This window comes from Streptomyces sp. NBC_01017, assembly GCF_045162795.1.
Classification (GTDB): Bacteria; Actinomycetota; Actinomycetes; order Streptomycetales; family Streptomycetaceae; genus Streptomyces; species Streptomyces machairae.
The window spans coordinates 1,419,420-1,445,364 of sequence record NZ_CP108683.1 but is presented as its reverse complement, the minus strand read 5'-3'; the positions used below and the strand labels follow the sequence as shown (position 1 = coordinate 1,445,364).

The following is a 25,945-nucleotide window of genomic DNA, read 5'->3' as shown; positions in this document are numbered from 1 at the left end:
ACTTGTCCGGCCCGCCCAAGGCGCCGCGGCGGCGTCGGCCCGAGAGGAACGTGCTCATGCGCGCTGAGTCTTCGCCGGCCGCGCGGACGGGGGCGTTCATCGCGGTGGCGGTCGCCCTGTTCTGCATCCAGCTCGACTTCTTCGCGCTGAACCTGGCCGTCCCCGGCATCGCCGACGAATTCGCCGTCACCGCCTCGGCCGCCCAGTGGACGCTGTCCGCGTACATGCTCTCCATCGGCTGCTGCTTCATCGTGGGCGGCCGGGTCGGCGACGTCTTCGGCCGCAGAGGCGCACTGCTCGGCGGGACCGCCCTGTTCGCGGCAGGGTCGGTCGGCTGTGCGCTCGCGCCGGGGCTCTGGGCGCTCGTCGGGGCACGGATCGTGCAGGGCATCGGTGCGGGTTTCGTCTTCCCGGTGTCGGTCTCCGTGATCACCAACGCCTTCCCCGACACGACCCGGGCCCGGGCGCTCGGTGCGGTGTTCGGGATCGCCAACGTGGGCACGGCGCTGGGGCCGTTCATCGGCGGCGGCTTCACCGAGGGGCCCGGCTGGCGCTGGATCTTCTGGCTCCTCGCACCACTGAGCGTGCTCGCGCTGATCGTGGCGTACGTGTACGTCCCCGACTCCCGGGACCCGACGGCCCCACGCCAGCTCGACCTGACCGGCTGCCTGACCGTCGTGTGCGCCCTGGCGGCGCTCACGCTGGCCGTGGAGCGGGGCAGCGCCTGGGGCTGGGACCACGCCCGCACCCTCACCCTGCTGGCGATCGCCGCCGTCGCGGGCGCCCTGTTCGTCCGGCGGGAGCAACGCGCCCGGCATCCGCTCATCGACCTGCGGCTCTTCCGCAACACGCCCTACGTCCTGGTGACCGGCGCGGGGACCGTCACCAACATGGGCTACGCCGTCACCATCTTCGTCTCGACGCTGTACCTCCAGCAGGTGCGGGGGCTGTCCCCGTTCGTCGCCGGCGTGGTGTTCCTCGCGCCCGCCGTGCTCGTGGCGCTCAGCGGGCCGCTCGGCGCCAGACTGTCCCCGCACATGCAGCCGACGGCGGTGATGGCGCTGGCCGGGGCGGTCGCCGGTTCGGGCATGATCGTGCTCAGCCTCGTCACTGCCTGGTGGCTGTACGTTCCGGTGTTCGCCTGGTGCGGACTGGGCCTCGGTCTCGGCTGGACGTTCGCCAGCGTCGCGACCCAGCAGGTGGTGGCGCCCGAACGGGCCGGCGAGGCCTCGGGTGTGCTGCTGACGTTCCTGGTCACGCTGGGCGGCGTGGCGCTGGCGGGTGCCGCGGCCGCGATCACGGCGATGGTCCCCGAGCGGTCGGCGGAGGCCGCGTACGACGTGATCCTGCGCTTCGGAGGCGCGGTGATCCTCGCGGCTTCCGTGGTCGTCATGGCCGTACGCCACCGGCTCGTATTCCTCGGCAGAGTCCCTTCGCTCGGCTCGCGGGCGCCACGTGGCGGGCGCCTGCCGTGAAGGGCGGGGCCGAGCGGACGCAGATCCTGCACCGGGCGGTGCGGGTGACTGTCGCTGCGGCCGCGGGTTTCTACAGCTTCGTGTACGGGCTCGACGAACCGGTGCTGGCGCTGTACGCCCTGTTCGCGCCGATCTCCCTCGGCCTGCTGTCCCCGATACCCGGGTCCGGGCGGCAGCGCGCCGAGGTGATGCTGAAGGCGCTGCCCGTGGGCCTGCTCCTGGTCACGCTGGGAACCGGGCTGGCGGTGAAGACCTGGGCGGCGGTGCTCGGCATGCTCGTCGTGGGCTTCTTCCTGGCCTTCGCCGCGATCGCGGGCCCACGCCCGGCCGGAGCGGCACCCGGACTCCAGCTCTTCTACATCCTGGCCTGCTTCCCGCCGTACGAACCCGAGACCCTCGGGCTGCGGCTGGCAGGGCTGACCTTCGGAGTGGCGGCGTTGGTGCTGTGCGAGCTGTTCCTGCTGCCGCAGCCGCCGGACCCGCCGTACCGGACGACCCTCGCCGCGGCGCTGGCGACGGCGGGCGACACCATCGCGGGGCGAAACAGCCTGTCTCCCGAGGCTCTGCGCGAGGCAGGGGCGCGGCTACGGCTGTCCGGCATCCCGCCCGCGGAACGCCCCGCGGGCCCTGGCCGCGCGGCCCGCGGCCTCGCCGAGGCCGGGTCCGCCACCCGTCGGCTGCTCGAACAACTGGCCCATCTCACCGAGACCGGCGAACTGCGCGAACTCGTCCGGGAAGGCCGTGCCGGGGCCGTCGGCGGCCGGGGCGGCACGGGCCGTCCCGACACACCCTCCGGGTTGCTGCTGCCGCAGGTGGCGGCCCTGTGCGACGAGACCGACACCGCCCTGCGCACCGGTCGGCCCGCCCCCGGACCACAGCGGATGGACAAGGCCATCGACGCCTTCCAGCAGTTGCGCGTACGGCAGGCCACGGGACCTGCCGCCTACGTACCGCCGGTGCCCGTGCTGCGTCGGCAGGCGGCGCTGCTGGCGGTCGCCGAGTCGACGCGCATCCTGGAGATCTCCGTACGGGTCGGCCTCGACGGGCGGCGCACCGCGCCGATCCAGCCACGGGAACTCTTCTGGTACACGCAGGCGGCGGCGCCCCAGCTGTGGCTGCGCCGGTTCACCGGCAACATGACGCTGCGCTCGGTGCAGTTCCAGAACGCCGTACGGATCGCCGTGGCTCTCGCCGCGGCACGGCTCGTCGCCGGCTCGCTCGACCTGACCCACGGCTTCTGGGTGCTGCTGGCGGTGCTCACGCTGAGCCGGACCACCGTCGGGGCGACCTGGGCGGCCATCCGACAGGCCGTCACCGGCAACCTCGTGGGCGCCGTCGCGGCGGGCGCCCTGCTCATCGGCCTCGGCCGGCACACCGAGGCGTACGCCGCGATCCTCGCGCCCGCCATGCTCATCGCCTTCGCGCTCGGACCGCTCTTCGGCATCGCCTGGGCCCAGGCCCTGTTCACGCTCGTGGTGGCCACCGCGTTCGCCCAGATCGCCCCGGCCTCCTGGCGGCTGGCCGAGGCACGGATCGTGGACGTGGTGACCGGCAGCGCCATCGGCCTGCTGTGCGCGCTACTCGCCTGGCCAGCCGGCGCCCGCAGAGAGGTACGCAGAACCATGGCGGGGCTGCTGCGGGACTGCGGCCCGCTGATCAAGGGCACCGTCGACATGCTGACTGCCGTTCCGCCGGGATCGGCCCCGGCCCCGCCGACGCTCCCCGCGCTGCACCGGCTGCGCCTCGCCGAGTCCGCGTACGCCCAGTTCCGCAGTGAACCCGGGGCCGACCCGCCGGTGAGTGCCGACTGGCACGGCGTGCTCATCACGGCCAACCACATCCTGCTCGGCGCCCAGTGGCTGGCCCGCTTCGACCTGCCCGCGACCGCGCTGTCCCCGGACACCGCAGACCGGGCACGGAGCGGCGCCCGCGCGCTGGCCCAGGTCACGGACCGGCTCGCCGCCCTGTGCGCCGCCGACCGGACGCAGCCGCTCGGGACACCGCCGACGCCGCCCTCGGAACCGGCCGGACCGCCGCTGCCCGTGCTGGTCGACCTCGACATGTGGCTGCGCAGCCTCACCGTCCAGCTGTCCCGGATCGAGGCGGGGCTGCCCGAGGCACTCGGCCGGACGGCCCGCGGCACGACGGCCGCCCATGGAAGCCAGGGAAGTTAGGGGGCGCGCCGTGTCCAGCCGGAACCTCCGCTCCGAACTGCGGCCGCCCTCGGCGCGAGGGTGGGTGTGGTGGCTTCCGTTGGCCGCGGTGCTCGTCGACGTGGCGGCCGAACTGATCGTCAGAGGACGCGAACCGGTGAGCTTCATGCTCATCGCCGTACCGCCGCTGGCCGCCGCGACACGTGGACCGCGGGGCACCGCCCTGTCGGCGGTGGTGTGCCTGGGGCTCCAGATGTGGATGGCGGCCCGGCGCCCCGGCCACTTCGACGAGCAGCACCACGTCGCGATGTACCTCGCCACCACCCTCATCGGCATCGCCAGCATTGCGCTGGCCGGGCAGCGGGAGCGGACCCGGCAGCATCTGATCCGGGCCAACTCGGTCGCCGAAGCCATGCAGCGCACCCTGCTGCGTCCCGTACCGCGCAGGCTCGGCCCGGTACGCGCCGCCGGGTTCTACGAGGCGGGGGAGGGCGGCACGCTCGTCGGCGGGGATCTGTACGACGTGTGCGAGACGTCCTTCGGAGTACGCGCGATCATCGGTGACGTCCGCGGCAAGGGACTGGACGCGGTCCAGACGGTCGCGGCGGTGCTGGGCAGCTTCCGGGTCTCGGCCCACGAATGGCAGAACCTGAGCAGCCTGGCCGAGCGCCTGGAGCTCAGCATCGCCCGCAACAGCCCGGCCGGCGGCGACGGCGACCCCGAACTGTTCGTGACCGCACTGGTGCTGGAGTTCCCGCCGGAGGGCGGCGAGGTGCGGATCGTGGACCGCGGCCATCCCTCGCCCGTGGTGGTCGGCCCGCAGGGCGCCCGACGACTGCTCACGGCACCCGGTCTGCCCCTGGGCCTGGGCGTGATGGCGCCGGACGCGGTCGACACGACCGTCCACCTGCTCAAGCCCTCCGAGGTGCTCCTCCTGCACACGGACGGCGTGAGCGAGGCGCGCAACGCGGACGGCGTCTTCTACCCGGTCCTGGAGCGGCTCGGCGAACGCTTCTCGGGCCGGCGCGCCATCGATCCGGAGACGGTCGTGTCGTTCGTACGGGCCGACGCCGAGCGCTGGTCGACGCGGTCGGACAACGACGACCGGGCCGTCCTCGGCCTCGCCCTGGACGATGGGCCATCTCGGCAGCGGTAGCGGGAAGTTGACTGTTCACCAGTTCTGAACATCAAGTACAACTTTGCCAGTTCTTGGTGTAGCTCTGCCGTGGATTACGTGAGCCTCGTGGGCACCACGCGGTGACTGCAGGCCCCGCCGTAACAGGGTGCAGCGGCCTGGTCACCACCCCCCACGTACGGTGGAAAGGCAACAACGATGACGATCAACCGCGCTCTGCGGTACGGCGGCCGCACGCTGGCGCTGACGGCGACCGCCCTCGGGACGATCGCGGCGGCCGTGCCCGCTGCCGCCGACGAACAGCCCACTGCGGAGCAGATCCTGGCCGACTGCGCTTCCGGCGAAGGCAAGTGCAGCTTCAACTCCCCCGAGATCGGCGAGGCCTACCTCGGCAAGCCCCGTCAGGTCTCCGAACTGCTCTACAACTGCACCGCCTCGCCCGCCGCCCAGACGATGTCATGGGCCGACACCGTGGGCTCCTCCCACTCGGTGGGCGGCTCGATCACCGTCGGCGGCGGCATCGAGGGCATCATCACCGCCAGCGTCACCGCGACGTACAACTACACGTGGCAGAGCTCGCACACGGAGACGAGTTCCTTCACGGTGAACGTGCAGCCGGGGGAGGTGGGTTGGATCTCCCGCGCCCAGGTGATGCAGGACATATCCGGCACGTGGCAGACCCACTACGACGACCCGAAGTGGGGCCACTACTACTGGTTCGTGCCCGACGTGGTCACCGGCCCCGCCCCGAACGGCACGGACGGCAAGCACAACGCGGTCGTGGTCGAGTCCCGCAAGATGACGGCCGACGAGAAGAAGCTCTGCTCCAACGGCTCCACCAAGAACGAGGTCTTCACCCGCAACAGCTGAACCGGGCCACCTCCGCGATGCGGGCGAGCCGGCCGGAAGACCGGCCGGTTCGCCCCCCGGATCACCTTTGTGCCGCAAGGAGGGAACGGAGGTCGACGACCCGGTAGCCACGGTCGGAGATCGCATCGAGGATGCGTGGCAGGGCCTGGGCATCGATCACCTCGGTGCGGCCCTGCGACGCACCCACGTGCATCTGAAGGATCGCCCCCGGGCGCAGGGCGTCCAGTGCCCTGCGCACCGCGTGGTCGACGGTCATACCGCCCTCGGAGCCCATCCACCCGTTGGTGTCGGTGGTGAACTCGATGTCCGCGAACCCCAGCCCGTTGACTTCCCCGATCTGGGCAGGGCTGGTCTCGCTGTAGGGAAACCGGAAGAACGGGGTCAGCGCCCCGCCCGCCCCGGCCGCGCGCAGGGCCCGGTCCGCTGCCTGCACCTCCCGGCGCCTTCCGGCGGCCGACAGATCCGCGAAGTACGGGTGGCTGTAGGAGTGGTTGCCCAGCCCGTGCCCCGCAGCCGCGATCCTCTTCACCACCTCGGGGTACCGATCAGCGAAGGTGCCGGTCAGGAAGAACGTGGCCGGCGCGTGTCGCCGCTCGAGGTCACCGAGGATGCCGGTCAAGCCGGCGTCGTTCCAGGCCGCGTTGAACGTCACGGCGACCACCCGCTCGTCCGTACGGATCACCCGGTTCTCCGATCCGAACAGTGCCCGCAGCCCTTCCTGGTCCGCGGCCGCCGCCGGGCGCGAGGGGACCGCCCCGGCCGCCAGAACCTCCGGTCCGGGCACCACGGCCCCCCAGAGAAGGGCGAACAGCGCGGCGGCCACCGCGATCAGCCGGCGGCCCACACGCGGGCGCGTGACGACGAGGGAACGAGTCTCCATGCCACCGGCATCGGCCGCCCGGTGCCCTTCCTTGAGTGTGATCGTCTGCGGCGGGCTCACCGTCTCTGATCGGGGACGTTGGTTTGTCGCGCGATTGCCGCGGCACTCGGACAGCCACACGGATGGTGGTGCCCTGCGGGGTGATCAGCGCGGTGTGAGGTGCGTCGGCCAGACGCATCGGGACCTGGCCCGGCAGTCGGGCGGAGCATAGGGCGGTCGATGACGACGATCGGCGTTGAAGAGGAGTACCTGCTGCTCGACCCGGCCACGGGCCTGCCGGTGCCGCAGGGGGCCGAGGTGCGGGAGGCGGCGGGTCTTGGGCGCCTGGCGGCCGACCGGGAGGTGCAGCACGAGCTGCTCCAGGCCCAGGTCGAGGTGGCCACCCCGGTGTGCGACACGCTGGACGAGGCCGGGGGCCACCTGCTGCGTCTGCGGCAGGCCGTCGCGGTGGCCGCCGAGGAACACGGCTGCCGGCTCGCGGCCTGTGGGACATCACCCCTGCGGCGTGGTCGTCCCGTGGCCGTGACCGACGAGGCCCGCTACCGGGCGATGGTCACGCAGGCGCCGCAGCTGGTGGCGGAGCAGCTGGTCAACGGCATGCACGTGCATGTGGCCGTGCCCGGCCGTGAAGAGGGCGTCCAGGTCCTGAACCGGATCAGGGCATGGCTGCCGACACTGACCGCCATGTCGTCGAATTCCCCCCTGTGGGACGGGCAGGACACCGGCTTCGCGAGCTGGCGCACGGTGATCTTCAGCCGCTGGCCGGTCAGCGGCCTGCCCCCGTGCTTCCGGGACGCCGCGGACTACAACCGGCGCGTGCAGCGACTGCAGGATGCCGGTTTGATCGTCGACACCGGCCAGGTGTACTGGCAGGCCCGCCTCTCGCCTCGCTTCCCCACCATCGAGGTGCGGTGCTCGGACGTCCAGCTGACCGCGGACGAGGCGGTCATGCTCGCCGGGATCATCCGGGCTCTCGTGAAGACCGCTCTGAGGGAAGCCGCCGCTGGGGCGCCCGTGCTCGCCCTCGAACCCGAACTTCTGCGGGCCGCCATGTGGCACGCGGCCCGCCACGGCCTGAGCGACACCCTGGTCGGCCTCGGCGGCACGCTCCAGCCCGCCGCCGCCGTACTGCACCAACTCCTGCGCCACATCTCTCCCGCACTCGACGCGTCCGGCGACACCCGGCAGGTCACGGCACTGGTTCGGCGGCTCCTGCGCGACGGAACCGGCGCCGACCGGCAACGCACTGCGCTCGCCGAAGGCGGCCTCCAGGCGGTCACCGACCTGATCGGCGTCCGGAGCACCGTGTCGTGACCGTATGGATTTTGCTCTTGTAGACGGACGGCTCCTGGGTACTCGCCGCACCGTGAAAGGAGGATCAAGGATGAGCACAGTCAAGGAAACCGTGGAAGTCGAGGTTCCCGTCGGCACCGCCTACAACCAGTGGACGCAGTTCCAGGAGTTCCCGAACTTCATGGAGGGCGTCGAGGAGGTCCGGCAGCTCGACGACAGCCACAACCACTGGACGACCAAGATCGGTGGGGTACGGCGGGAGTTCGACACCGAGATCGTCGACCAGCTCCCTGACGAGCGGATCACCTGGCGCACCGTCAGCGGCGACACGCAGCAGAAGGGCACGGTCCGCTTCCAGCGCGTGGACGACACCCACACCCGGGTGGAACTCGTGATGGACGTCGAACCGAGCGGAGCCGCCGAGAAGGCGGCGGACGTGACGGGGACCATCGACCGTCGCATCAAGGGCGACATGCGCCGCTTCAAGGACTACATCGAGCACCGCGGGATCGAATCCGGAAGCTGGCGCGGCCGCATCACTCCCGGATGAGCTCGAACGCCTGGATGGATCGCGGGAGCCCGAGCGGCTTCAAGACCTGGGACCATCCGGGGCACGGAGGACCGGGCGGTGCGCCTCCGGACCCGAACAACTCGGCTCCGGCGGCGCACCGCCGGCCCTGACGTCGAGCGACGGCGAGTTACGACCGTCACGTTCTGTCAGGCGCTACGCGTGGGCGAGCGCGGTGAGCAGGGAAAGAGAGTTCCTCCAGGCCATGGCACTGGTGGCGGCGTCCTCCAGTGCACCGCTCTCGGTGATCCGGACCAATGTCCCGTCGCCCTCCGGCGAGAGGTCGATCTCGACAAGGTCGCCGGGTTCCGGCAGCCACCGGAAGGCGAAGCGGTGGCCGGGCTCGACTGCCTCCACCCTGGCGGGAAATGCTCCGTGCTCGTCCCAGCGCAGGACCATCGCGCCACCCGCTGCCAACTCGATGTCGGCGCCCCCGAATGCGTACCACTGCTCGACGTACCGGGGGTCGGTGATCAGCCGCCAGGTGCGGTCGGGGTCGGCTGGGACGAGGGCCTGTTCGGAGATCTCCATTCCTCGACGATAGGGCCGACGAGCGCGCGGAGCGGGCCCTGGCCATGCGTCCTGGACTTGTCTAGCCCTCCTGCTGACGACGCACCATCTCGCCGATCCAGATGGGCGCGAACGGAGAGGTGCAGTTCGGGGGAGTCGGGTAGTCCTTGAGAACTTCCAGGCGCTCGCCGATGTCGATCGCACGGGCGCGGTACTCGGCGTGCTGAATCCCGATCTGAGCCAGACAGTGGTTCATCGCCCACTGCAGACGATCCGGGGCGTCCTTCATCTCCGCCTCGATGACATCGAGCAGTCCCGCGAGGTCGAGGCCCTCGGGCTTCTTCGCCACCCGCTCGGTGGTCAGCGCCCAGCCGGCACTGGCGACCACCGGATCCGGGTCCGTGAACCAGGCGAGGCGCAGTTCCTCGGAGTGCGGGTTCTTCTTGACCACGTAGTTCACGAGCCAGTCGTGCACCTTGGGGGCACGTGTCTCGCGGACCATGGTGTCCAGTTCGTCCCGCTCGAATGCCTTCGGCCGGCAGATCAGCATGGCGAGGAGCCTCGCGGCGGTGTCGTCCGTCGCCCAGAGCTCGCGCGCAAGATCCTGCTGCGTCTTGAGCTGCTTCGCGAGCGCGCGCAGCTTGCCGAGGTTCACACCGTGATCGTCGCCGCGCTTCTCATTCGCCGCGCGCATCTTCGGGTCCTCGAGCACGGCCAACTCGGCCATGACCTGCGCCACTGTCGTCTCGGTCACCTCGGCCTCCTCGCTTTCGCGCCTGAAATCTAGCCGACGGCCACCAGTCTTGGCGAAGGTCAGACCGCGACCTCGGGGTAGGTCTCGGTGTAGCTGTCGCCGTCGGCGCCGTAGTAGGTGCAGGTGCGAGCGGCGAGGTCGACGTCGTACCAGACCACGCCGGCCCTCCAGCAGCCCTCGATGAACTCGGGGAAGGTGGTCTCGCCTGCCTGCTCGGCGCGCAGAGCCGCCACGAGTGCCTGGCCGTCGAACGGCAGGACATCGACCATGCCGGTCACCAGAGGCTCGCCCTGAACGGCGACGGGGCCGGTCTCGGTGAGGTAGAGCATGGCATTCGACGGCACCGCCATGCGGCAGTGGGCAATGCCGGCCTGCCGCAGCGATTCGGCCAGGTAGGGGAAGCCGCCGACCTTGGGCCGGACGGCGGCCGCGCGCTCCAGCGTGGCCCGCAGGTTTGATATCGCGGTGCTCATGATCTTCTCCAGGGGAGCGGTGGGTGGTGCGGGGCGCGTTGCGATGGCCCCAGTAGTAACATGACAACATGTTTCCTAAGTGGAAACATGTTGTCAACGTGAGGAGCGTGCATGTCCGACGAGGTGGCTCTGCTGGTGGCGGACGTGTACGAGGCAGCCGGAGCGCTGCGAAAGTCGGGGGAGGTGATCGCCGCATCCCAGGGGCAGACCCAGGCGCGATGGCAGCTCTTGAGCGTGGCGTCCGGCACCCCGCTGACGGTGGCCCAGGCGGCCCGCCGCCTGGGAGTCGCCCGCCAAGGCGTGCAGCGCCTCGCCAACGACCTCGCGAACGAGAACCTCGTCGTCTTCCGCCCCAATCCGGATCACCGGAGTTCGCCGCTCCTGGAACTCACGCCCACCGGGCGCCGCGTCCTGGACGAGATCACGGTCCGTGCGGCAGAGGTCCACCGCAGGGTGGCTGCCGACATTCCGGCCGATGAGATCGCCGCGGTCCGTGAGCTGCTACGTCGCGTCATCGACGAGGTCCGCCGCCAACAGGAGGGGTAGGCCTGAAATGCCCTGCCCTCGGGTGCGGCTCGTGGCACTCGGCGGCCTGCGCCGGGTGAGAGTGTACGTTCGTACGCTCCAGCTTGTAGGCTCCACCGCATGACAGTTGACGTATTGCGTCCGCCCACCCGGCGTGAACGGCATGCCCGCGCGGCCGTAGCCATGCTGTTCTTCACGAACGGGGCCCTCTTCGCCAATCTCGTTCCGCGATACCCGCAGATCAAGGCCGACCTCGGCATCGGGAACACCGCGTACGGACTGGCCGTGGCGGCCTTCCCGGCCGGTGCCATCGCGGCCGGCCTGGCCGCAGGTGTGCTCATCCGACGGCTGGGGTCGGCCCGTGTCGCGGTGGCCGGGACCTTGCTGACCGGCGCGGGAGCCCTTGCCGCCGGACTTGCGGGGTCGGTGGCCGCTTTCGCCGGAGCGCTGTTCCTGGCCGGGGCCATGGATGCCATCACCGATGTCGCCCAGAACGCGCACGGCCTGCGGGTGCAGCGCCGCTACGGCCGTTCCATCATCAACTCCTTCCACGCCGTCTGGTCCGTCGGCGCCGTCACGGGCGGTTCGATGGCCGCCGCCGCGATCGCGCTGGGTCTGTCACGCGGGCAGCACCTGCTGATCTCGGCGGTGGTGTTCGGGATCGTTTCCCTCGTAGCGCTGCGCCACTGCCTGCCCGGTCCCGACGCCGAGCCCGTGGGGGAGGAGGCAAAGGCCCAGGACGAGAGTCGGCAGCAGTCCTCCCGGGGCGGCCTGCGCGTGGGGTATGTGCTCGCGGCCCTCGTCGTCATCGCCACGGCCGGCACGGTCGTCGAGGACGCGGGCAACTCGTGGGCGGCGCTCTACCTCTCCGACTCCCTGCACGCGTCGGTCACCGTGGCGGCTTCTGGATTCATCGCCCTGGTCGGCGCCCAGTTCGTCGGCCGTCTCGTCGGCGACCGCCTGGTCGACCGGTTCGGTCAGCGCACCGTGGCGCGCACCGGCGGGCTCATCGCCGCGGCCGGCATGGGGCTGGCGCTGGCCGTGCCCACGGTGCCCGTCACGATCCTCGGCTTCGCCGCGGCCGGGTGCGGCGTGGCCACCCTGGTGCCGGCCGCGATGCAGGAGGCCGACGAACTGCCCGGCCTCAAGCCGGGGTCGGGGCTCACGATCGTGTCCTGGCTCATGCGCCTGGGCTTCCTGTTCTCCCCGCCGGTGGTCGGCCTCGTCGCCGACGCGACCAGCCTGCGCGTGGGCCTGCTGGTGGTGCCGCTCGCCGGGCTGCTCGTGATCCTCCTCGCCCAGGTACTGCAGAACCGGCGCCGGTAACTCCCGTATCGCCTCGACGTAGGAGAGCCCCCTATCGACTCTGAACCCGGGCGACCCCCATGCCCCAGAATGTACGTTCGTACACTCGACGGTGTACGCTCGTGCGCATGCCGACGGACTACTTCGCGCAGGATCCGCGCACGAACCTCGAGCGCATGCAGGCGGGCGACCTCTACATCGCCGACGATCCGGAGATCGCCCGTCGGCAGCAGGAGGCCGTACGCCTGGCCGCTCGCTACCAGGCCGGCTACACCGAGGACGCCGACGCCGCCCGGCCGATCCTCGCCGAACTGCTCGGCGCGCTCGGCGAGGAGGCCCACGTGCGGCCGCCGCTGTACGTCGACTACGGCAGCAACATCACCATCGGGGCGCGCACCTTCGTCAACTACAACCTCACCGCACTGGACGTCGCGGCCATCACCATCGGTGAGGACTGCCAGATCGGCCCGAACGTCCAACTGCTCACCCCCACCCACCCGTTGGAGCCGCAGCCCCGCCGCGACAAGCTGGAGGCCGCCAAGCCGATCACCATCGGCGACAACGTGTGGCTCGGCGGTGGCGCGATCGTCCTGCCCGGCGTCACCATCGGGGACAATTCCGTCATCGGCGCCGGTGCGGTGGTCACCAGGGACATCCCCGCGAACGTCGTCGCCGTCGGGAACCCCGCTCGAGTGGTGCGGAGCCTGTAAGTCTGTCGTCATGGCCACCGGACACACCGACCCCCAGCGCCGCGAACGCATCATCGCCGCCACTCTCGACCTCATCGCCGAGGAGGGCATCGCACGCGTGTCCCACCGGAAGATCGCCGTGCGCGCCGGCGTTCCGCTGGGATCGATGACCTATCACTTCAGCGGTATGGACGACCTGTTGCGCGAAGCGTTCAGCCGCTTCACCGACCACATCGTCGCCGTCTTCGACGCCCACCTGTCCGCCCCGGCGGACCCCGACCAGGCCCGGCAGGCAGTGGCCGACCTCGTCCACATGCTGTCCGAGGGAAGCGGACGCGACCTGGTGCTCACCCAGGAGCTGTACACCCTCGCCGCCCGCCAGCCCGCCTACCGGGAACTCACCCACGAATGGATGCGCCGCAGCCGCGTCCACCTGGAAAAGCACTTCGACCCGGACACCGCCCGCCAACTCGACGCGCTCATCGAGGGCCTGACCCTCCACCGAGCCCTGTCCCGTCAACCCCACGACCGTGCCCTCACGGTCGAGGCGATCGCCCGCATCACCGCGACCGGCACGCGTGCCCCCTGACCCGAGCACAGATGTCTGCACAGCCTTGACCGGTCCGGAACGGGGAACCGGGCAAGATCACCCCATGGATGTAGCGACAGAACGATTCGCCAGGTGAACGGCGCAATACTCCCTCAGCAGCGTGGGGCGGCACGGCGATCCTGATGCAGGTATCCAACTGATCGGCAGGCACCGGGCCTTGGGTCCCGCAGCCCTGCCCTGGCCAAGGAGTCTCCCTTGCGCATTCGTCGTATGCTGACCGGCGCTCTCGGTTCCGCTGCTCTCGTCCTCACGTCTCTGGGCGCGGTGACCGCCCAGGCGAGCCCAGCGGCAGCCGACCCGTGCGGCTTCTACGAGACCGGTTCCGACGCCTTCTACAACCACTGCACGTCCGACGGCTCGCGTGTGGTCATCAAGGTCGAGGTCGCCCTCGCGGCCGACTACGAGCGGTGCGTCAGCCCGGGCAAGACCTGGCTCGGTTCCGCCGGCAAGATTCAGGGCGCCCACTACGTCGGTCGTACCTGCTGACGGATAATCACCGCGGTGATGCACTGCCGGGCAGTTCACGAATGGGTCAGCCGGCTTGGGCCGGCCGGCCCGTTCGGCCGGCCCGTTCGGTTGGCCCCGGCGGACTCGGCGCTAGGGCAGGCGGATGTTGGTGAGCGGGATGTTCCAGTCGTTGCTCTCGACGGTGCCATGGTCGTCATGAGCCGGGGCCGGGGCTGCGAACAGCATCAGCCCGGCGAAGACGGTGGCCAGTACGGCGACGACGCGACGCTTCACAAGTCCTCCTCGACGACGACAGCACCGACCACCTTGCTTCGGGCCGGCAGCCGTGGCCCGCGAAGGCACGCCGCGCAGCCTGCGGATTCAGCCGCTTGGTGGCGGGACCGTCCGTTTGGCGAAGGAACAGGGGCCCGCGGCATCGGCCTGCGTGACCGCACCCAATGGAAAGAGCGATCTCTACGGGAGTGTTGCAAGTGACCGTGAACGAAGAGGCCGTGGCAGCGCCGCAGGCGGATGCCGGATCAGAGCCTGCCGTGGTGTGGGTGCCCCGCGAGGAGTGGATCAAGACCCAGCCTCAGGCGCTCATCGCCTCATGCGTCATGCTCCTCGACAGTCAGGGGCGGATCCTGCTCGTGCGCTACGCCCCCGGTCAACCGATCGCCGGGGACTGGTGGCTGCCGGGCGGAATGCTCGATCACGGAGAGGACCCGTGCGCGGCGGCGCGGCGGGAAACCCACGAGGAGATCGGAGTCGAGCTCCGGTCCCCGCTGAGGCTCATCGGCATCGACCACCGGGTGGACGTCTGCGGAACCGGGCCGGTGCTCGACTGTTTCTTCGACGGCGGAACGCTCGCAGAGGGAACCCCGATTCGCCTGAGTCCCGAGCACGATCAGTACGCCTTCGTCAGCCTGGACGAACTCCAGGACGTGCAAACCGCCGCGGACGTCCGTACCTTGACGGCACTTCACGCTGCGGTTACCTCCGGGACGGCGGTCTGCATGCGGGAAGGTCGGCCGGTGTAGGGATTGGCCGGCGAAATGGTTGGTTCACTGACCCGACCGGGTGACCGTCAGATGCGTGACTCCGCTGGGTGAGGAGGTGGCCTCGACGTCGTAGTCCTTCTCCAGGTCCTCCAGCCCGTCCCAGAGGCGGACGCCTCGGCCGAGCACGATCGGGACCACCGCAACGTGCATGTGGTCGATGAGCCCTGCGGCAAGGAAGTCGCGGATCACGGTGGGCCCGCCGCCGATGCGTACGTCCTGGCCGCCCGCTGCCTCGCGGGCCGTATCGAGCGCCTTGGCGGGTGAGGTGTCGAGGAAGTGGAACGTAGTGTCGCCCTCCATCTCGATCGACGGGCGCGTGTGATGAGTGAGGATGAAGGTCGGCGTGTGGAAGGGCGGGTTGGGTCCCCACCACCCCTTCCACTCCTGGTCCTCGTGCCATCCGGGGTAGCCGTACTTTCCGGCGCCCATGATCTCGGCCCCGATCCCAGGCGTGAACTGCCGCACGAGGGCGTCGTCGAGGCCGCTGGTACCGCCGGGCTCGCCGACCCTTTCGTGCCACCACCGGGTGGCGAACATCCACTCGTGCAGCCTCTCTCCGGCGTGCCCGAACGGCGCGTCACGGCTCAGACCCTCACCGGTGGCGAAGCCGTCGAGCGAAATGGAGAAGTTGTGGACGCGGGCGCGTGACATGGCTGACGACTCCCTTGCGCAATGGATCGGTGACCGAACCGGCAATCGGGCCGGGTTACTCCCGGTCGTCGGTCGGCCACCACCTGGGGCCGCTGGAAGCCGCCACCGAGATCGGTCATACGTGCGCCTCGGCCGCGCCTTCGCCGCGGGACGTTTTCATCGTGGCACGGACTCGTCGGGGGCGGCCATCGGATCGAGCACCTTGGCGCCCCGAGGTCGCGGTGTCGCGGGCGGTGCCGCTCCACAGGTGCTGCTCCACATGCGCGCCCTTGCCGCGATGAGTTCCGCCCGGGTTGCGAGTCTGTTCTGGTGACCGCCGAACGACGCCGTACGACGCTGCCCGGCACCGAACGCCACGGAGGACACCATGACGACCACGCCGCACGACCCGACCACCGAGCTGCCGGGCCGCCCGCCCGTCGTCGACCTGGCCACCTGGCAGGCCGCCCGTGACGAGCTTCTGGTCCGGGAGAAGGCCCACACGCGCGAGGGCGACGCCGTCGCCGCGGCCCGCCGCCGGTTGCCCATGGTGGAGTTCGACGGGACGGTCGAGGTCGTCGGACCCGATGGGCCGGTCCCGTTCCTGGACCTGTTCCAGGGCCGCGACGAGCTCATCGTCTACAAGCACATGTGGTACGACGGCGCACCGCACCAGGGGCAGTGCGAGGGCTGCACCACCACGGCCTGGCACATGAAGGACGCCGTCTACCTGGGCGCCCGCGGCGTCTCCTTCGCCATCGTGACCACGGGCGAGTGGGACGAGGTGGCTTCGTTCGTGGACTTCATGGGCTACATCCAGCCCTGGTACTCGGTGCGCGACGTCGACGAGCCGGTCGGCGGGGACATGGGGTACCTCACCTGCTACCTGCGCGACGGCGACCGCGTGTTCCTGACCTACTCGACGACCGGGCGCGGCAACGAGCCGGTCAACGGGTCCCTCGGCCTGCTCGACATGACGCCCTACGGCCGCCGCGAGGGCTGGGAGGACAACCCGCAGGGCTGGCCCGAGGCCCCTGAGGCGGGCGCCCCGGTCGGTGGGCACGGCTCGCCGATCTGCTGGTACTGGCGCACGGACGCCGACGGCGTCGCCACGTGGGGCCCGACCGGCCGCCCCGTACCGCAGTGGAGCCGCCCCGGTGCGACTCCCGTGGAGACCCTTGGCCGACGGGGTCAGTGCCACTGACGCGTCTCGGCGGAAACAGCACGGCTGAGGTCCCCTCGCCGGCTCACGACCGGCGACGGGCGCCCGGTCCCAGGCGGGCCGTGACATCCCAGGGGTTGAGGGCGGAGTGTTCCGCGGAGCACTCGACGACGACCCGGACCGGAGCGTCACAGTCGGTGTGCCGGATGTCCAGCAGGGTGTCCTCGGGGTCGAGGAGGTACGTCTCGCCCCACTGGCCGAGCGCCATGAGCGCGGGCCACAGGTCCCAGCCCTTGCGGGTCAGGCGGTACTCGTTGCGGGCGCGGCTGCCGGGCTCCTGGTAGGGAACCGTTTTCAGGATGCCGGCCGACGTCAGCTTGCGCAGGCGGTCGCTGAGGACGGCCTCCGACAGGCCGATGTGGCGGTGGAAGTCGTCGAAGCGGCGGACTCCGTTGACGGCGTCGCGCAGGATCAGCATCGTCCATTTCTCTCCGACCACGTCGAGCGTGCGCTGGACGGGGCAGTTCTCCGTGCTCGCCTCAAGCCACTCCATCCCCCCATCGTACGTGCCTGGCTTCTCCATTGACAGTCAGGTGGAAGCGGAGCTAGCTTCAATGGACGAAGTCAGATGGGAAGGCGCTGGACCGTGGGACGAACACGTACGTACTACTGGGACGATCCCGTCCCCCTGGCGGAAGCCGCCGGACGCATGGCAGGGATCGATTTCCTGCGTGAGCTGCAGGCCGGGCGGCTGCCGGGGCCGCCTGTCAGTAACACCCTCGACTTCACCCTGGCCGAGGTGGAACCCGGCAGAGCGGTGTTCTCGCTGACGCCCGGCGAGGAGCACTACAACCCGATCGGCAGCGTGCACGGCGGCATCTTCGCCACGCTGCTCGACTCGGCCGCGGGGTGTGCCGTCCAGTCCACCCTTCCGCAGGGCATGGCGTACACCTCGCTCGACCTGACCGTGAAGTTCCTGCGGCGGATCACGGTGGACACCGGGACGGTGCGCGCCATCGGTACGGTTGTCCATCAGGGGCGCCAAACCGCTCTGGCGCAGGCGCAGTTGGTCGACGCGAAGGATCGTCTGCTCGCGCATGCCACCAGTAGCTGCATGCTGTTCCCGGTGCCGTCCACCCAAGGGTGAGCGGCAGAGGTGCCCTTCGTCGTCCCTGCCGGGACTCAGCCGTTCACGAGGTGTGACCGGAGCGGCGGAGAACGGGCCGCAGGGCCTCGATGACGCTCGCGTCATCCACGGTGGAGGGGATGGGTTCGTCGTGGCCGTCGGCGATGCCCCGCATCGTCTTGCGCAGGATCTTTCCCGAGCGGGTCTTGGGCAGAGCGGCCACGACCGTGACGTCCTTGAGGGAGGCGACGGCGCCGATACGGTCGCGTACGAGCTGGACGAGTTCGGCCTCGACCTCGCCCGGTTCGCGGGCGGTGCCGGCCTTCAGGACCACGAAGCCGCGCGGCACCTGTCCCTTGAGGGCGTCGGCGACGCCGATGACGGCGCATTCGGCGACGTCGGGGTGGGCCGCCAGGGCCTCTTCCATGCTGCCGGTCGACAACCGGTGTCCGGCGACGTTGATGACGTCGTCGGTACGGCCCATGACGAACACGTAGCCGTCCTCGTCGATGTGCCCGCTGTCGCCGGTGAGGTAGTAGCCGTCGAAGGCGGAGAGGTACGAGGCGACGTAGCGGTCGTCGTCGTTCCAGAGCGTCGGCAGCGCGCCGGGCGGCAGTGGGAGCTTCACGACGATCGCGCCGTCGACACCCGGGGGCACAGGGGCGCCGGACGCGTCGAAGATGCGGACGTCCCAGCCGGGCAGCGCGCGGGTGGGGGAGCCGGGCTTGAGCGGGGCGGCTTCGATGCCGGCCGGGTTGGCGACGATGGGCCAGCCGGTCTCGGTCTGCCACCAGTGGTCGATCACCGGGATGTCCAGGAGGGCGCCGGCCCAGTGGTAGGTCTCGGGGTCGAGCCGTTCACCGGCGAGGAAGAGATAGCGCAGGTGAGAGAGGTCGTAGTCCGCCGTGAACGCTCCCTTCGGGTCCTCCTTGCGGATGGCCCGGAAGGCGGTGGGCGCCGTGAACATGGTCTTGACCCGGTACTCGGCGGCGACGCGCCAGAACTGGCCCGCGTCCGGGGTGCCGACCGGCTTGCCCTCGTACAGGACCGTCGTGGCGCCGACCAGCAGGGGCGCGTAGACGATGTACGAGTGCCCGACGACCCAGCCGACGTCGGAGCCGGTGAACATCGTCTCGCCCGGACCCACGTCGTACACGGCGCCCATCGACCAGTGCAGAGCGACCGCATAGCCGCCGCTGTCGCGGACAACTCCCTTGGGTTTTCCGGTCGTTCCGGACGTGTAGAGGATGTACAGGGGATCGGTGGCGGCGACGGGAACGCAGTCGGCCGGCGGTGCGGCGGCGGCCAGCTCGGCCCAGTCGAGATCGTCCGGCCCCAACTCGGCCGGCCCCTGCGGCCGTTGCAGAACGATGCTCTTCTGCGGCTTGTGGGTGGCGAGTTCGATCGCCCGGTCGAGCAGCGGCTTGTACGCGATGACACGCTTGCCCTCGACGCCGCAGGAGGCGGAGACGACCACCTTGGGCGCGGCGTCGTCGATACGCAGGGCCAGCTCGTGCGGGGCGAACCCGCCGAAGACGACCGAGTGGACCGCGCCGATGCGCGCACAGGCCAGCATCGCGACGGCGGCCTCGGGCACCATCGGCATATAGATCACCACCCGGTCGCCACGCCCGACACCGAGCTGCGCGAGCGCCCCGGCGAAGGACGCCACCTCGTCCCTCAACTGCGCGTAGGTGTAGGTGCGTTGGGTGCCGGTGACGGGGGAGTCGTAGACAAGCGCCGGCTGGTCACCGCGGCCGGCTTCGACGTGCCGGTCGAGCGCGTTGAAACAGACGTTGAGCCGCCCGTCGGGAAACCAGCGGTAGAACGGGGCGCCCGAGGAGTCCAGGGCGCGCTGCGGAGCGACGTCCCAGTCGATGGCCTCCGCCGCCGTCAGCCAGAAGCGCTCCGGGTCCTCTGTGCTGGCGCGGAAGACATCCTCGTACATTCCCATCACGAACTCCTTCGTCCCGTCGGTGCCTGACTGCGGTGGCGTGGAAAGGGGCGGGGGACACGAACACCGTATGCCGCCCGAGCGACAAGATCGAGTGGGACGTGGCCGTCGGGGCCGGTCGAGGAGTCCGGTGCCGGTTGCGCGGCCCCGGTGAGCCGGAACCGGAGCTCAGCCCCGACGAACGCGCAGCCCCTCCGTCACCAGGCCGAGTCCGAACTCGAAATGGGGCGTGAAGTCGGTGCTGGTCAGCGTGGGCAGGGTGGCGCTGAGATGCGGATACGAGCCTGCTGTCACCGCGGCGCGCAGGACTTCCGGAGCTGCCGGAGCCCCGCTCTCCGGCTGGCGGGCCGCCTGTTCCTCCAGGGTGTGTCCCACGGTGAGGTTGACCACCGCGAACAGGGCCCGGGCGGCTTCTTCGTCGGTAAATCCCGCATCGCGCAGAACTCCGACGAGGCGGTCGGCGAAGCGCAGGGTGTTCGCCCCGGTGGAGTGCGTGCCGGCGAAGACGCGCGCGCCGTCGCGATGGGCGAGCAGTGCCGCGCGCATCGCGTGGGCGAGGGCGGCCAGCTGCTCGCACCAGTCGCCGTCGGTCGCCTCCCCGTCTGATTCCGCCAAGCCCGCCAGCATCCTCTCCGCCATCGCCGTCAGCAGGTCCTGCTTGGTCGCGAAGTAGCGGTACAGCGCACCGGCTTGGACGCCCATCGCGTCGGCGAGCCGCCGCATGGTCAGTGCTTCGAGGCCGGACTGATCCAGCAGGTCGAGTGCCGTTTCGACGGTGCGCACAGGGTCGAGTCGCGCGGGCCGTCCGCGGGCGGGGGTTGACGTGGAACTCATGGCTCTCACTATAGTGAACGGCGTTCACGTGAACACTGTTCACTAAATGGGAGGCGCGATTCTGATGGACGTCGACGTGATCGTCGTGGGTGCCGGCCCGACCGGGCTCATGCTCGCCTGCGAGTTGGCACTGGCAGGCGTACGTACCCGGATCCTGGAGCGCCGCACCGAAGCGCAGCGCGACTCGCGGGCGCTGAGTCTGCACCCACGCAGCGTGGAACTGATGGACCAGCGGGGGCTGCTCGACCGGTTCCTCCGGCACGGCCGGACCGTGCCGGGCTGGCACTTCGCAGGGCTGCCCACACACCTGGACTTCGGCCGCCTGGACTCCCGGCACGGCTACACGCTCTTCCTGGCCCAGGCCCGTACCGAGGCCCTCCTCCAGGAGCGGGCGCGCGAGCTGGGTGTGGAGATCAGCCGGGGATACGAGACCGTCGGCGTGCGTCAGGACAGCGCCGGGGTCGCGGTGCAGGCGCGCGGCCCCGGGAAGCGTACCGAGACACTGCGCGCGCGGTACGCGGTCGGCTGCGACGGCGGACGCAGCGTCGTACGACAGGCCGCGGGGATCGACTTCCCGGGCACGGACGAGACCCTGACCGGAGTGCTCGGGGACTTCGCCGTCATGGACCCGCAGCCCGGCGCGCTCGACGACGCGCGGGCCCGCGGGCTGATCATCGCGCCGCTTGAAGAAGGGCTGACCCGGATCGTCTGCCTGGACCCGCAGCGGATGCGCGTGCCGTCCCTGGAACCGGTGACCCTTGAGGAGTTCCGTACGTCCCTCATCCGTATCGTCGGCTCCGACTACGGCATCGCCGAGCCCCGTTGGCTGTCGCGCTTCGGCAACGCGACCCGGCTCGCGGCGAACTACCGCTCCGGGCGCGTCCTGCTGGCGGGCGACGCCGCCCACATCCACTTCCCGGCGGCCGGGCAAGGGCTCAACACCGGGCTCCAGGACGCCATGAACCTGGGCTGGAAGCTGGCGGCCGTCATCAACGACTGGGCGCCGCCCGGGCTGCTCGACAGCTACGACACGGAGCGTCGGCCGGTCGGACAGGCGGTCACCGAGAACACCGAGATCCAGACCCTGCTCGTGGAGCTGACACTCGTCCCGCGGTACCAGCGGCCGGGCGCCGCGCTACGGGGGTTGCTCGACCAGCTGCTGGGCATGCCGGAGGTCAACCGGCGGCTCGCCGACCGGATTTCAGCACTCGGCACCGTCTATCCGCCGACGGCCCCGGACGCCGATCCATTGGCGGGGCGGCGCATGCCCGACGTCGGACTCAAGGCCGTGGATTCGGAGGCGACACGGGTGTACGAGCTGCTCCACCAGGGCCGCTTCGTTCTGCTCTCGCCGGCCGGGGACCAGGGCCCGAAGGCGGCCGTCGACTCCGGGTACGCCGACCGGATCACGGCCGTGAGTGTCGACACGTACGACGAGCATGCGGAACTGGACGGGGTGCGCGAGGTCCTCGTACGGCCCGACGGGCACGTGGCCTGGGCCACCCGGACCTGCGATGCCGACGAACGCGGTGATCAGCGGGCCCGCGCGTTGACCGCCTGGGCCGGTACTCCCGCTTGATGCGCTGCCTGCGGGCGTTGAGACGATTCCGGACGCGCGTCGCCGTTTCCGTCAGTCGAGCAGGACGCCGGGGTTGAGGATGTGGTGGGGGTCCAGGGCGTCCTTGGTGGCGCGCAGGGCCAGTGCGAAGGGCTCCGGGCGTTGCAGGTCGTAGCCGGGACGGTGGTCGCGGCCGACGGCGTGGTGGTGGGTGACCGTGGCGTGGTGGCGGTGGAGCAGGTCGGTCACGACGGCCTTGATGTCGTCCCAGACCTCGACCTCGTCTCCCGGGCGGCCGGCGACGGCCACGGTGAAGTAGGGGGCCGCGCCGTCGGGGTAGACGTGGGTCAGACGGCAGTTGATGGCGGCCTCCTGTCCAGCGGCCTTCAAGGCGGCGGCACCGACTTCGGTGCGGACGGCCTCGATCAGCGCGGGGAGCCTGTCCCACGTGGTGGCGGTCTCGAACGTCTCGACCACGGCGCCCATGCGGGCCAGGCCGTCGCGCAGATACGGCATACGCAGGAACGCCGAGCGCCAGGCGTTCACGGGCCCGTCGGCGGGAGCGTCCCCGTGCGCCGTCCGTGCCTCGCCGCGGCCGCCGTGGGCGCGAGCCAGGTCCAGTGCCGTCGCGAGGCGACCGTCGACCCGGGCTGTGGCGGACTCGAACCCCAGGACCAGGACCGCGGAACCGTCGTGCGAGGCGCCGGACAGCGCGGCCTCGCCGGGGTCGAGCAGGCGGCAGTTGGCCGGGAAGAGGTCGGACTGGGCGATCGTGCGCACCGCGTCCAGCGCGCGGTGGAAGTCGGCGAACGCCACCGACGCCGAGGCCTTGTACCGGGGGCGCTCCTGCAGCCGCATCCACGCCTCGGTGATGACGCCGAGCGTGCCCTCGGATCCGAGGAACAGGCGGTCGGGCGACGGCCCGGCGCCGGACGCAGGCAGCCGCCAGGACGTGCCCGCCCCCGCGGGCGTGATCACGCGCAGGGACTGCACGAAGTCGTCGATGTGCGTGTGGAGGGTGGCGTAGTGGCCCCCGGCCCGGGTGGCCAGCCAGCCGCCGAGCGTGGAGAACTCGAAACTCTGCGGGAAGTGGCGCAGCGTGAGGTCGTGGGGCCGCAGCTGTGCCTCCAGCGCGGGACCGAGGGCCCCTGCCTGGATGCGGGCGGCGCGACTGGCGGTGTCGATCTCCAGGACCCGGTCCATCGAGGTCAGGTCGAGCGACAGCACGGCTTGGTGGGCGTCGCCGCGGTACTCCACACCGCCGACCACCGAGGAGCCGCCGCCGAAGGGGATGACGGCCACGCCGCGCTCGCCGGCCCACTCCAGCAGGTCGGCCACCTCCTGGTCGTCGGTCGGGCGGGCGACAAGGTCGGGGATCCGGCGGGGACGGCCGCGCAGGGCCCGGATGACATCGCGGTAGGCCTTGCCCATGGCGTGAGCGGCGCGGGCCTCGGGGTCTTCGGTGACCAGATGCGCCAGGGCGGGCGGCGGCATCACGCCGGGGCGGCCGATGGCCAGGTCGGCGACCCGGGGTATCGGCAGCGGGCGGGCCAGGGTGCCCGGCAGCAGGGCGCCCAGGGCGGCGCATTCGGCGTCGTCGGGGTGGGCGTCGGTGTAGCCCCAGCCCCACCAGGAACGGGGGCGGGAGGCGCCGCGGTCGATCGGGTGGATCGCGGACTCGGGCATGGCGGCGCTCCCGGCAGATTGAATTTACCCTACGGTAATTTACCGTAGGGTAAATTAGAGTCCATGACAAGACTGAACTCCAAGGCCGGTACCAAGGGCGTGCCACGGGCCGCGCGCGAACGGCAGGTCCTCGCCGCGGCGACGGAGGAGTTCGGTCGCCACGGCTACGAGGCCACGACCGTGGCGGCCGTCGCCGCGCGCGTGGGCGTCACCAAGCCGCTGGTGCACCAGTACTTCGGCAGCAAGCAGGATCTCTACCTCGCCTGCCTGAACCCGATCGGCGACCGGCTGCTCGAAGCCATCCGCGCCGCGATGGCCGCGGGCGACACCGGTGGGCCGGCCACGCCCCTGCGTGTGCTGCACGGGTTGTTCACGGCGCTGGACGGGCAGCGCGAGGCGTGGTTCGTCCTGTACGACGCGTCACTGCCGGCGGGCAGCGACGCCGCCGACCGCGCGGCGTACTACCGCGGCGCCATCGACGACCTGGCGGCGATCGGCACCGCCGATCTCGTGTACGCGGACGGTGCCGGCGATCCGCTCGACGCCGACGCGCTCAAGCATGCTTGGCGAGGCCTATGCACCGCCCTGGTCCGCTGGTGGATCAACCACCCCGACCAGTCGCCCGAAGCCATGGCGCAACGGTGTGCGCGGCTCTTCGCCGTCGGACGCGGCGTCCTGGGCACGGGTGGCGACAGCGGGTCACCTTCGGAGCCGAACGCACCTGCCTCGTAATGCGCGTACTCGGGCTTTGGGACCGCGCGACGGTGCGGCGGGCATCGCCTGATCGGACGATGCCCGCCGCTGCCGCCGCCGCTCAGAAGTCCGTGGGCAGCCCGCTCGCCTCGGCAATTCCCCGCAGCTCTTCTGTCTCCCGGTGTCGTTCCCTGATGTAGTCGGCGATCTCGCTGAGGCGGTCGGGGTCGGAGGCGGTGGTCGCGTCCGTGACGATCCGGACCGGGCCGGTGTCGTCCACGTCGATCTCGACCACTTCGTTGTCCATACGGCCGGTGACGGCGGTGGCGATGACCAGGGCGGCCTCGTCGCGCACCTCCTGCGGCAGCTCGTCGCCGCCCCCGGAGTCGAGCGCGACGTCGAGGCCGGAGAGGCGCTCCTCGGCGATCGCCTGGAGGACCGGTTCCACCAGGCGCCGCAGAAGGCGGTAGTCCTCCGTGTCCATCCGGATGCGCAGGAGGTCCAGGTACGCGTCCACGGGCCGGCCGTCGCCATGCGGAATCTCGGAATCGCTCATCTACTCCGTGTTTCCAGTACGACGCCGCTCACACACGTTGCCAGCGAGCCATGGCGAACGAGAACACACCGAACAGCACCAGACCGGCTGCGACGCAGGCCAGCAGCCACGGGCCGAGCGGAGTGTCGGCGAATGTACGCAGAGTGTCGTCCAGCCCCTTGGCCCGGTCGGGCTCGTAATCGATCGCCGCACGGACGGCGAAGACACCCGCCACGGCGAACACCAGCCCGCGCGCCACACCACCCACCACACCGGTGACGTCCACCAGCTGCCGTGCCCGGCGGCTCAGCTGCCCGAGCTTGAGCTTGTCGTGGTACTTCCGCAGGACGGCCCGCACGGCGATCCAGCCGCCGGCCACGACGACGCCGATGCCCGCCGCCGCGACCAGCCACTGGCCGGCGGGTATCTCCAGTGCCCTGGAGGTGGCGTCCCGTGACTGCTGGTCGCTGGATCCGCCGCCGCTCTGGTTCCGGGTCGCCGCGAAGGACAGCACCGAGTAGGCGACGAAGACGTAGAACGCGAAGCGGACGGTCGCCAGCAGTCGCTTGCGCGCGCTACGGCCGTCCTTCCCGACGGAGCCGAACAGTGCCTCGGACAGCCGCCACAGGGCCATGCCGACGAGGCCGATGCCCAGCGCCCACAGCAGCACCGCACCGAAGGGCTTGTGCGACAGTTCCGCCAACGCCCCGCCGCGGTCCGCCTGTTCGTCGGTGGCGCCGAAGGCGATCTGCAGCGCCAGCGCACCGACGAGCAGATAGATCACTCCCCGGGCGGCGAGACCCGCCCGCGCCGCGCCCTCGGTGACCGAACCCCGCGCTGCCCGCTCCGCCCGGAACCGTCCCGTCCGTGCCAACGCACTCGTGTCCATGGAGACCTCCCGGCAGACCGAATGCCCCGGCAATGCCGTCACACACGCTGCCCTGCCGCCGGCCAGGGGAATTTCCGGTCAGCCGGGGCTGGTGCCGTGACGGCGTCGGCGTCCTGGGGCAGGTGTTCTC

28 protein-coding genes are annotated in these 25,945 nt (G+C 70.8%); 16 read left to right on the top strand and 12 right to left on the bottom strand.

What is annotated here, in order from left to right:
* Nucleotides 1-56 precede the first annotated feature (56 nt).
* From OG331_RS07020 to OG331_RS07005, 4 genes are all read left to right on the top strand, one after another.
* Nucleotides 57-1,475: an MFS transporter gene (locus tag OG331_RS07020; RefSeq protein ID WP_406192860.1), complete on the top strand. Its 1,419-nt coding sequence runs from the start codon at nucleotides 57-59 to the stop codon at nucleotides 1,473-1,475.
* Nucleotides 1,472-3,649, top strand: a complete 2,178-nt coding sequence (locus OG331_RS07015) for an FUSC family protein (RefSeq protein ID WP_406192857.1) — start codon at nucleotides 1,472-1,474, stop codon at nucleotides 3,647-3,649. Before OG331_RS07020 ends, OG331_RS07015 begins: the two co-directional genes overlap by 4 nt.
* A 10-nt stretch (nucleotides 3,650-3,659) precedes the next feature.
* The gene (locus tag OG331_RS07010; protein ID WP_406192854.1) at nucleotides 3,660-4,784 is read left to right on the top strand and encodes a PP2C family protein-serine/threonine phosphatase; all 1,125 of its coding nucleotides are present in this window, start codon (nucleotides 3,660-3,662) and stop codon (nucleotides 4,782-4,784) included.
* A gap of 177 nt (nucleotides 4,785-4,961) precedes the next feature.
* Nucleotides 4,962-5,633, top strand: a complete 672-nt coding sequence (locus tag OG331_RS07005) for a hypothetical protein (RefSeq protein ID WP_406192851.1) — start codon at nucleotides 4,962-4,964, stop codon at nucleotides 5,631-5,633.
* A 61-nt stretch (nucleotides 5,634-5,694) separates the two neighbouring features.
* Here OG331_RS07005 and OG331_RS07000 read toward each other — a convergent pair whose 3' ends face one another.
* A complete protein-coding gene (locus OG331_RS07000) occupies nucleotides 5,695-6,513 on the bottom strand; it encodes a polysaccharide deacetylase family protein (protein ID WP_406192848.1) in 819 nt (272 codons plus the stop codon).
* Nucleotides 6,514-6,732: 219 nt separating this feature from the next.
* Here OG331_RS07000 and OG331_RS06995 point away from each other — a divergent pair, with 219 nt between their 5' ends.
* Both OG331_RS06995 and OG331_RS06990 read left to right on the top strand, forming a co-directional pair.
* Nucleotides 6,733-7,827, top strand: a complete 1,095-nt coding sequence (locus OG331_RS06995; RefSeq protein WP_406192845.1) for a glutamate--cysteine ligase — start codon at nucleotides 6,733-6,735, stop codon at nucleotides 7,825-7,827.
* A 70-nt stretch (nucleotides 7,828-7,897) separates the two neighbouring features.
* Entirely contained in the window at nucleotides 7,898-8,356 is a 459-nt protein-coding gene (locus tag OG331_RS06990; RefSeq protein ID WP_406192842.1) for an SRPBCC family protein, read from the top strand.
* 174 nt (nucleotides 8,357-8,530) lie between these two features.
* Here OG331_RS06990 and OG331_RS06985 read toward each other — a convergent pair whose 3' ends face one another.
* From OG331_RS06985 to OG331_RS06975, 3 genes are all read right to left on the bottom strand, one after another.
* A complete protein-coding gene (locus OG331_RS06985; RefSeq protein WP_406192839.1) occupies nucleotides 8,531-8,905 on the bottom strand; it encodes an SRPBCC domain-containing protein in 375 nt (124 codons plus the stop codon).
* A gap of 61 nt (nucleotides 8,906-8,966) precedes the next feature.
* A complete protein-coding gene (locus OG331_RS06980; RefSeq protein ID WP_406209788.1) occupies nucleotides 8,967-9,611 on the bottom strand; it encodes a DNA alkylation repair protein in 645 nt (214 codons plus the stop codon).
* Between the two features lie 86 nt (nucleotides 9,612-9,697).
* Entirely contained in the window at nucleotides 9,698-10,111 is a 414-nt protein-coding gene (locus OG331_RS06975) for a DUF1398 family protein (RefSeq protein ID WP_406192836.1), read from the bottom strand.
* A gap of 111 nt (nucleotides 10,112-10,222) precedes the next feature.
* Between OG331_RS06975 and OG331_RS06970 the strand changes: the two genes are divergently transcribed.
* The 5 genes from OG331_RS06970 (at nucleotide 10,223) to OG331_RS06950 (ending at nucleotide 13,726) form a co-directional block, all read left to right on the top strand.
* A complete protein-coding gene (locus OG331_RS06970; protein ID WP_406192833.1) occupies nucleotides 10,223-10,657 on the top strand; it encodes a MarR family winged helix-turn-helix transcriptional regulator in 435 nt (144 codons plus the stop codon).
* Nucleotides 10,658-10,756: 99 nt separating this feature from the next.
* Nucleotides 10,757-11,962, top strand: coding sequence for an MFS transporter (locus tag OG331_RS06965; RefSeq protein ID WP_406192830.1), 1,206 nt, complete (start codon nucleotides 10,757-10,759; stop codon nucleotides 11,960-11,962).
* Between the two features lie 107 nt (nucleotides 11,963-12,069).
* Complete coding sequence (locus tag OG331_RS06960; RefSeq protein ID WP_406192827.1) at nucleotides 12,070-12,651, top strand: sugar O-acetyltransferase; 582 nt, start codon at nucleotides 12,070-12,072, stop codon at nucleotides 12,649-12,651.
* A 10-nt stretch (nucleotides 12,652-12,661) separates the two neighbouring features.
* A complete protein-coding gene (locus OG331_RS06955; RefSeq protein ID WP_406192824.1) occupies nucleotides 12,662-13,219 on the top strand; it encodes a TetR/AcrR family transcriptional regulator in 558 nt (185 codons plus the stop codon).
* Nucleotides 13,220-13,435: 216 nt separating this feature from the next.
* On the top strand, nucleotides 13,436-13,726 hold the full coding sequence (locus OG331_RS06950; RefSeq protein ID WP_406192821.1) for a DUF6355 family natural product biosynthesis protein: 291 nt from the start codon (nucleotides 13,436-13,438) through the stop codon (nucleotides 13,724-13,726).
* 111 nt (nucleotides 13,727-13,837) lie between these two features.
* Here the strand turns inward: OG331_RS06950 and OG331_RS06945 are convergent, their stop codons facing one another.
* Nucleotides 13,838-13,981 carry a hypothetical protein gene (locus OG331_RS06945; protein WP_328419638.1) on the bottom strand — a complete coding sequence of 48 codons (144 nt, stop codon included), beginning with the start codon at nucleotides 13,979-13,981 and terminating at the stop codon, nucleotides 13,838-13,840.
* A 197-nt stretch (nucleotides 13,982-14,178) separates the two neighbouring features.
* Here OG331_RS06945 and OG331_RS06940 point away from each other — a divergent pair, with 197 nt between their 5' ends.
* The gene (locus tag OG331_RS06940; RefSeq protein ID WP_406192818.1) at nucleotides 14,179-14,727 is read left to right on the top strand and encodes an NUDIX hydrolase; all 549 of its coding nucleotides are present in this window, start codon (nucleotides 14,179-14,181) and stop codon (nucleotides 14,725-14,727) included.
* A 24-nt stretch (nucleotides 14,728-14,751) separates the two neighbouring features.
* On the opposite strand, the gene OG331_RS06935 is transcribed toward OG331_RS06940, so the two are convergent.
* Complete coding sequence (locus OG331_RS06935; protein ID WP_406192815.1) at nucleotides 14,752-15,399, bottom strand: dihydrofolate reductase family protein; 648 nt, start codon at nucleotides 15,397-15,399, stop codon at nucleotides 14,752-14,754.
* Between the two features lie 367 nt (nucleotides 15,400-15,766).
* On the opposite strand from OG331_RS06935, the gene OG331_RS06930 reads away from it, so the two are divergent.
* Nucleotides 15,767-16,582, top strand: coding sequence for a DUF899 domain-containing protein (locus OG331_RS06930; RefSeq protein WP_406192812.1), 816 nt, complete (start codon nucleotides 15,767-15,769; stop codon nucleotides 16,580-16,582).
* A gap of 43 nt (nucleotides 16,583-16,625) precedes the next feature.
* Here OG331_RS06930 and OG331_RS06925 read toward each other — a convergent pair whose 3' ends face one another.
* On the bottom strand, nucleotides 16,626-17,093 hold the full coding sequence (locus OG331_RS06925; RefSeq protein ID WP_391402272.1) for a winged helix-turn-helix transcriptional regulator: 468 nt from the start codon (nucleotides 17,091-17,093) through the stop codon (nucleotides 16,626-16,628).
* 93 nt (nucleotides 17,094-17,186) lie between these two features.
* Here OG331_RS06925 and OG331_RS06920 point away from each other — a divergent pair, with 93 nt between their 5' ends.
* Nucleotides 17,187-17,687, top strand: coding sequence for a PaaI family thioesterase (locus OG331_RS06920; protein ID WP_406192809.1), 501 nt, complete (start codon nucleotides 17,187-17,189; stop codon nucleotides 17,685-17,687).
* A gap of 43 nt (nucleotides 17,688-17,730) precedes the next feature.
* Here the strand turns inward: OG331_RS06920 and OG331_RS06915 are convergent, their stop codons facing one another.
* The gene (locus OG331_RS06915; RefSeq protein ID WP_406192806.1) at nucleotides 17,731-19,620 is read right to left on the bottom strand and encodes a propionyl-CoA synthetase; all 1,890 of its coding nucleotides are present in this window, start codon (nucleotides 19,618-19,620) and stop codon (nucleotides 17,731-17,733) included.
* Nucleotides 19,621-19,788: 168 nt separating this feature from the next.
* Entirely contained in the window at nucleotides 19,789-20,454 is a 666-nt protein-coding gene (locus OG331_RS06910) for a TetR/AcrR family transcriptional regulator (protein WP_406192803.1), read from the bottom strand.
* Between the two features lie 64 nt (nucleotides 20,455-20,518).
* Here OG331_RS06910 and OG331_RS06905 point away from each other — a divergent pair, with 64 nt between their 5' ends.
* Nucleotides 20,519-22,033: a monooxygenase gene (locus tag OG331_RS06905; RefSeq protein ID WP_406209785.1), complete on the top strand. Its 1,515-nt coding sequence runs from the start codon at nucleotides 20,519-20,521 to the stop codon at nucleotides 22,031-22,033.
* Between the two features lie 51 nt (nucleotides 22,034-22,084).
* Here the strand turns inward: OG331_RS06905 and OG331_RS06900 are convergent, their stop codons facing one another.
* Nucleotides 22,085-23,698 carry an FAD-binding oxidoreductase gene (locus OG331_RS06900; protein WP_406192800.1) on the bottom strand — a complete coding sequence of 538 codons (1,614 nt, stop codon included), beginning with the start codon at nucleotides 23,696-23,698 and terminating at the stop codon, nucleotides 22,085-22,087.
* Between the two features lie 63 nt (nucleotides 23,699-23,761).
* Here OG331_RS06900 and OG331_RS06895 point away from each other — a divergent pair, with 63 nt between their 5' ends.
* Nucleotides 23,762-24,430 carry a TetR/AcrR family transcriptional regulator gene (locus OG331_RS06895; protein ID WP_406192797.1) on the top strand — a complete coding sequence of 223 codons (669 nt, stop codon included), beginning with the start codon at nucleotides 23,762-23,764 and terminating at the stop codon, nucleotides 24,428-24,430.
* 82 nt (nucleotides 24,431-24,512) lie between these two features.
* Here the strand turns inward: OG331_RS06895 and OG331_RS06890 are convergent, their stop codons facing one another.
* Nucleotides 24,513-24,947: a hypothetical protein gene (locus OG331_RS06890; protein ID WP_406192794.1), complete on the bottom strand. Its 435-nt coding sequence runs from the start codon at nucleotides 24,945-24,947 to the stop codon at nucleotides 24,513-24,515.
* Between the two features lie 28 nt (nucleotides 24,948-24,975).
* The gene (locus OG331_RS06885; protein ID WP_406192791.1) at nucleotides 24,976-25,815 is read right to left on the bottom strand and encodes a DUF1206 domain-containing protein; all 840 of its coding nucleotides are present in this window, start codon (nucleotides 25,813-25,815) and stop codon (nucleotides 24,976-24,978) included.
* Between the last annotated feature and the right edge of the window lie 130 nt (nucleotides 25,816-25,945).

Excerpts from the sequence above, each read along its gene's own strand:
- OG331_RS07020 (WP_406192860.1), top strand. The coding sequence starts at position 57 with ATGCGCGCTGAGTCTTCGCCGGCCGCGCGGACGGGGGCGTTCATCGCG.
- OG331_RS07005 (WP_406192851.1), top strand. The coding sequence starts at position 4,962 with ATGACGATCAACCGCGCTCTGCGGTACGGCGGCCGCACGCTGGCGCTG.
- OG331_RS07000 (WP_406192848.1), bottom strand. The coding sequence starts at position 6,513 with ATGGAGACTCGTTCCCTCGTCGTCACGCGCCCGCGTGTGGGCCGCCGG.
- OG331_RS06995 (WP_406192845.1), top strand. The coding sequence starts at position 6,733 with ATGACGACGATCGGCGTTGAAGAGGAGTACCTGCTGCTCGACCCGGCC.
- OG331_RS06990 (WP_406192842.1), top strand. The coding sequence starts at position 7,898 with ATGAGCACAGTCAAGGAAACCGTGGAAGTCGAGGTTCCCGTCGGCACC.
- OG331_RS06985 (WP_406192839.1), bottom strand. The coding sequence starts at position 8,905 with ATGGAGATCTCCGAACAGGCCCTCGTCCCAGCCGACCCCGACCGCACC.
- OG331_RS06980 (WP_406209788.1), bottom strand. The coding sequence starts at position 9,611 with ATGGCCGAGTTGGCCGTGCTCGAGGACCCGAAGATGCGCGCGGCGAAT.
- OG331_RS06975 (WP_406192836.1), bottom strand. The coding sequence starts at position 10,111 with ATGAGCACCGCGATATCAAACCTGCGGGCCACGCTGGAGCGCGCGGCC.
- OG331_RS06970 (WP_406192833.1), top strand. The coding sequence starts at position 10,223 with ATGTCCGACGAGGTGGCTCTGCTGGTGGCGGACGTGTACGAGGCAGCC.
- OG331_RS06965 (WP_406192830.1), top strand. The coding sequence starts at position 10,757 with ATGACAGTTGACGTATTGCGTCCGCCCACCCGGCGTGAACGGCATGCC.
- OG331_RS06960 (WP_406192827.1), top strand. The coding sequence starts at position 12,070 with ATGCCGACGGACTACTTCGCGCAGGATCCGCGCACGAACCTCGAGCGC.
- OG331_RS06955 (WP_406192824.1), top strand. The coding sequence starts at position 12,662 with ATGGCCACCGGACACACCGACCCCCAGCGCCGCGAACGCATCATCGCC.
- OG331_RS06935 (WP_406192815.1), bottom strand. The coding sequence starts at position 15,399 with ATGTCACGCGCCCGCGTCCACAACTTCTCCATTTCGCTCGACGGCTTC.
- OG331_RS06930 (WP_406192812.1), top strand. The coding sequence starts at position 15,767 with ATGACGACCACGCCGCACGACCCGACCACCGAGCTGCCGGGCCGCCCG.
- OG331_RS06925 (WP_391402272.1), bottom strand. The coding sequence starts at position 17,093 with ATGGAGTGGCTTGAGGCGAGCACGGAGAACTGCCCCGTCCAGCGCACG.
- OG331_RS06915 (WP_406192806.1), bottom strand. The coding sequence starts at position 19,620 with ATGGGAATGTACGAGGATGTCTTCCGCGCCAGCACAGAGGACCCGGAG.
- OG331_RS06910 (WP_406192803.1), bottom strand. The coding sequence starts at position 20,454 with ATGAGTTCCACGTCAACCCCCGCCCGCGGACGGCCCGCGCGACTCGAC.
- OG331_RS06905 (WP_406209785.1), top strand. The coding sequence starts at position 20,519 with ATGGACGTCGACGTGATCGTCGTGGGTGCCGGCCCGACCGGGCTCATG.
- OG331_RS06900 (WP_406192800.1), bottom strand. The coding sequence starts at position 23,698 with ATGCCCGAGTCCGCGATCCACCCGATCGACCGCGGCGCCTCCCGCCCC.
- OG331_RS06895 (WP_406192797.1), top strand. The coding sequence starts at position 23,762 with ATGACAAGACTGAACTCCAAGGCCGGTACCAAGGGCGTGCCACGGGCC.
- OG331_RS06890 (WP_406192794.1), bottom strand. The coding sequence starts at position 24,947 with ATGAGCGATTCCGAGATTCCGCATGGCGACGGCCGGCCCGTGGACGCG.
- OG331_RS06885 (WP_406192791.1), bottom strand. The coding sequence starts at position 25,815 with ATGGACACGAGTGCGTTGGCACGGACGGGACGGTTCCGGGCGGAGCGG.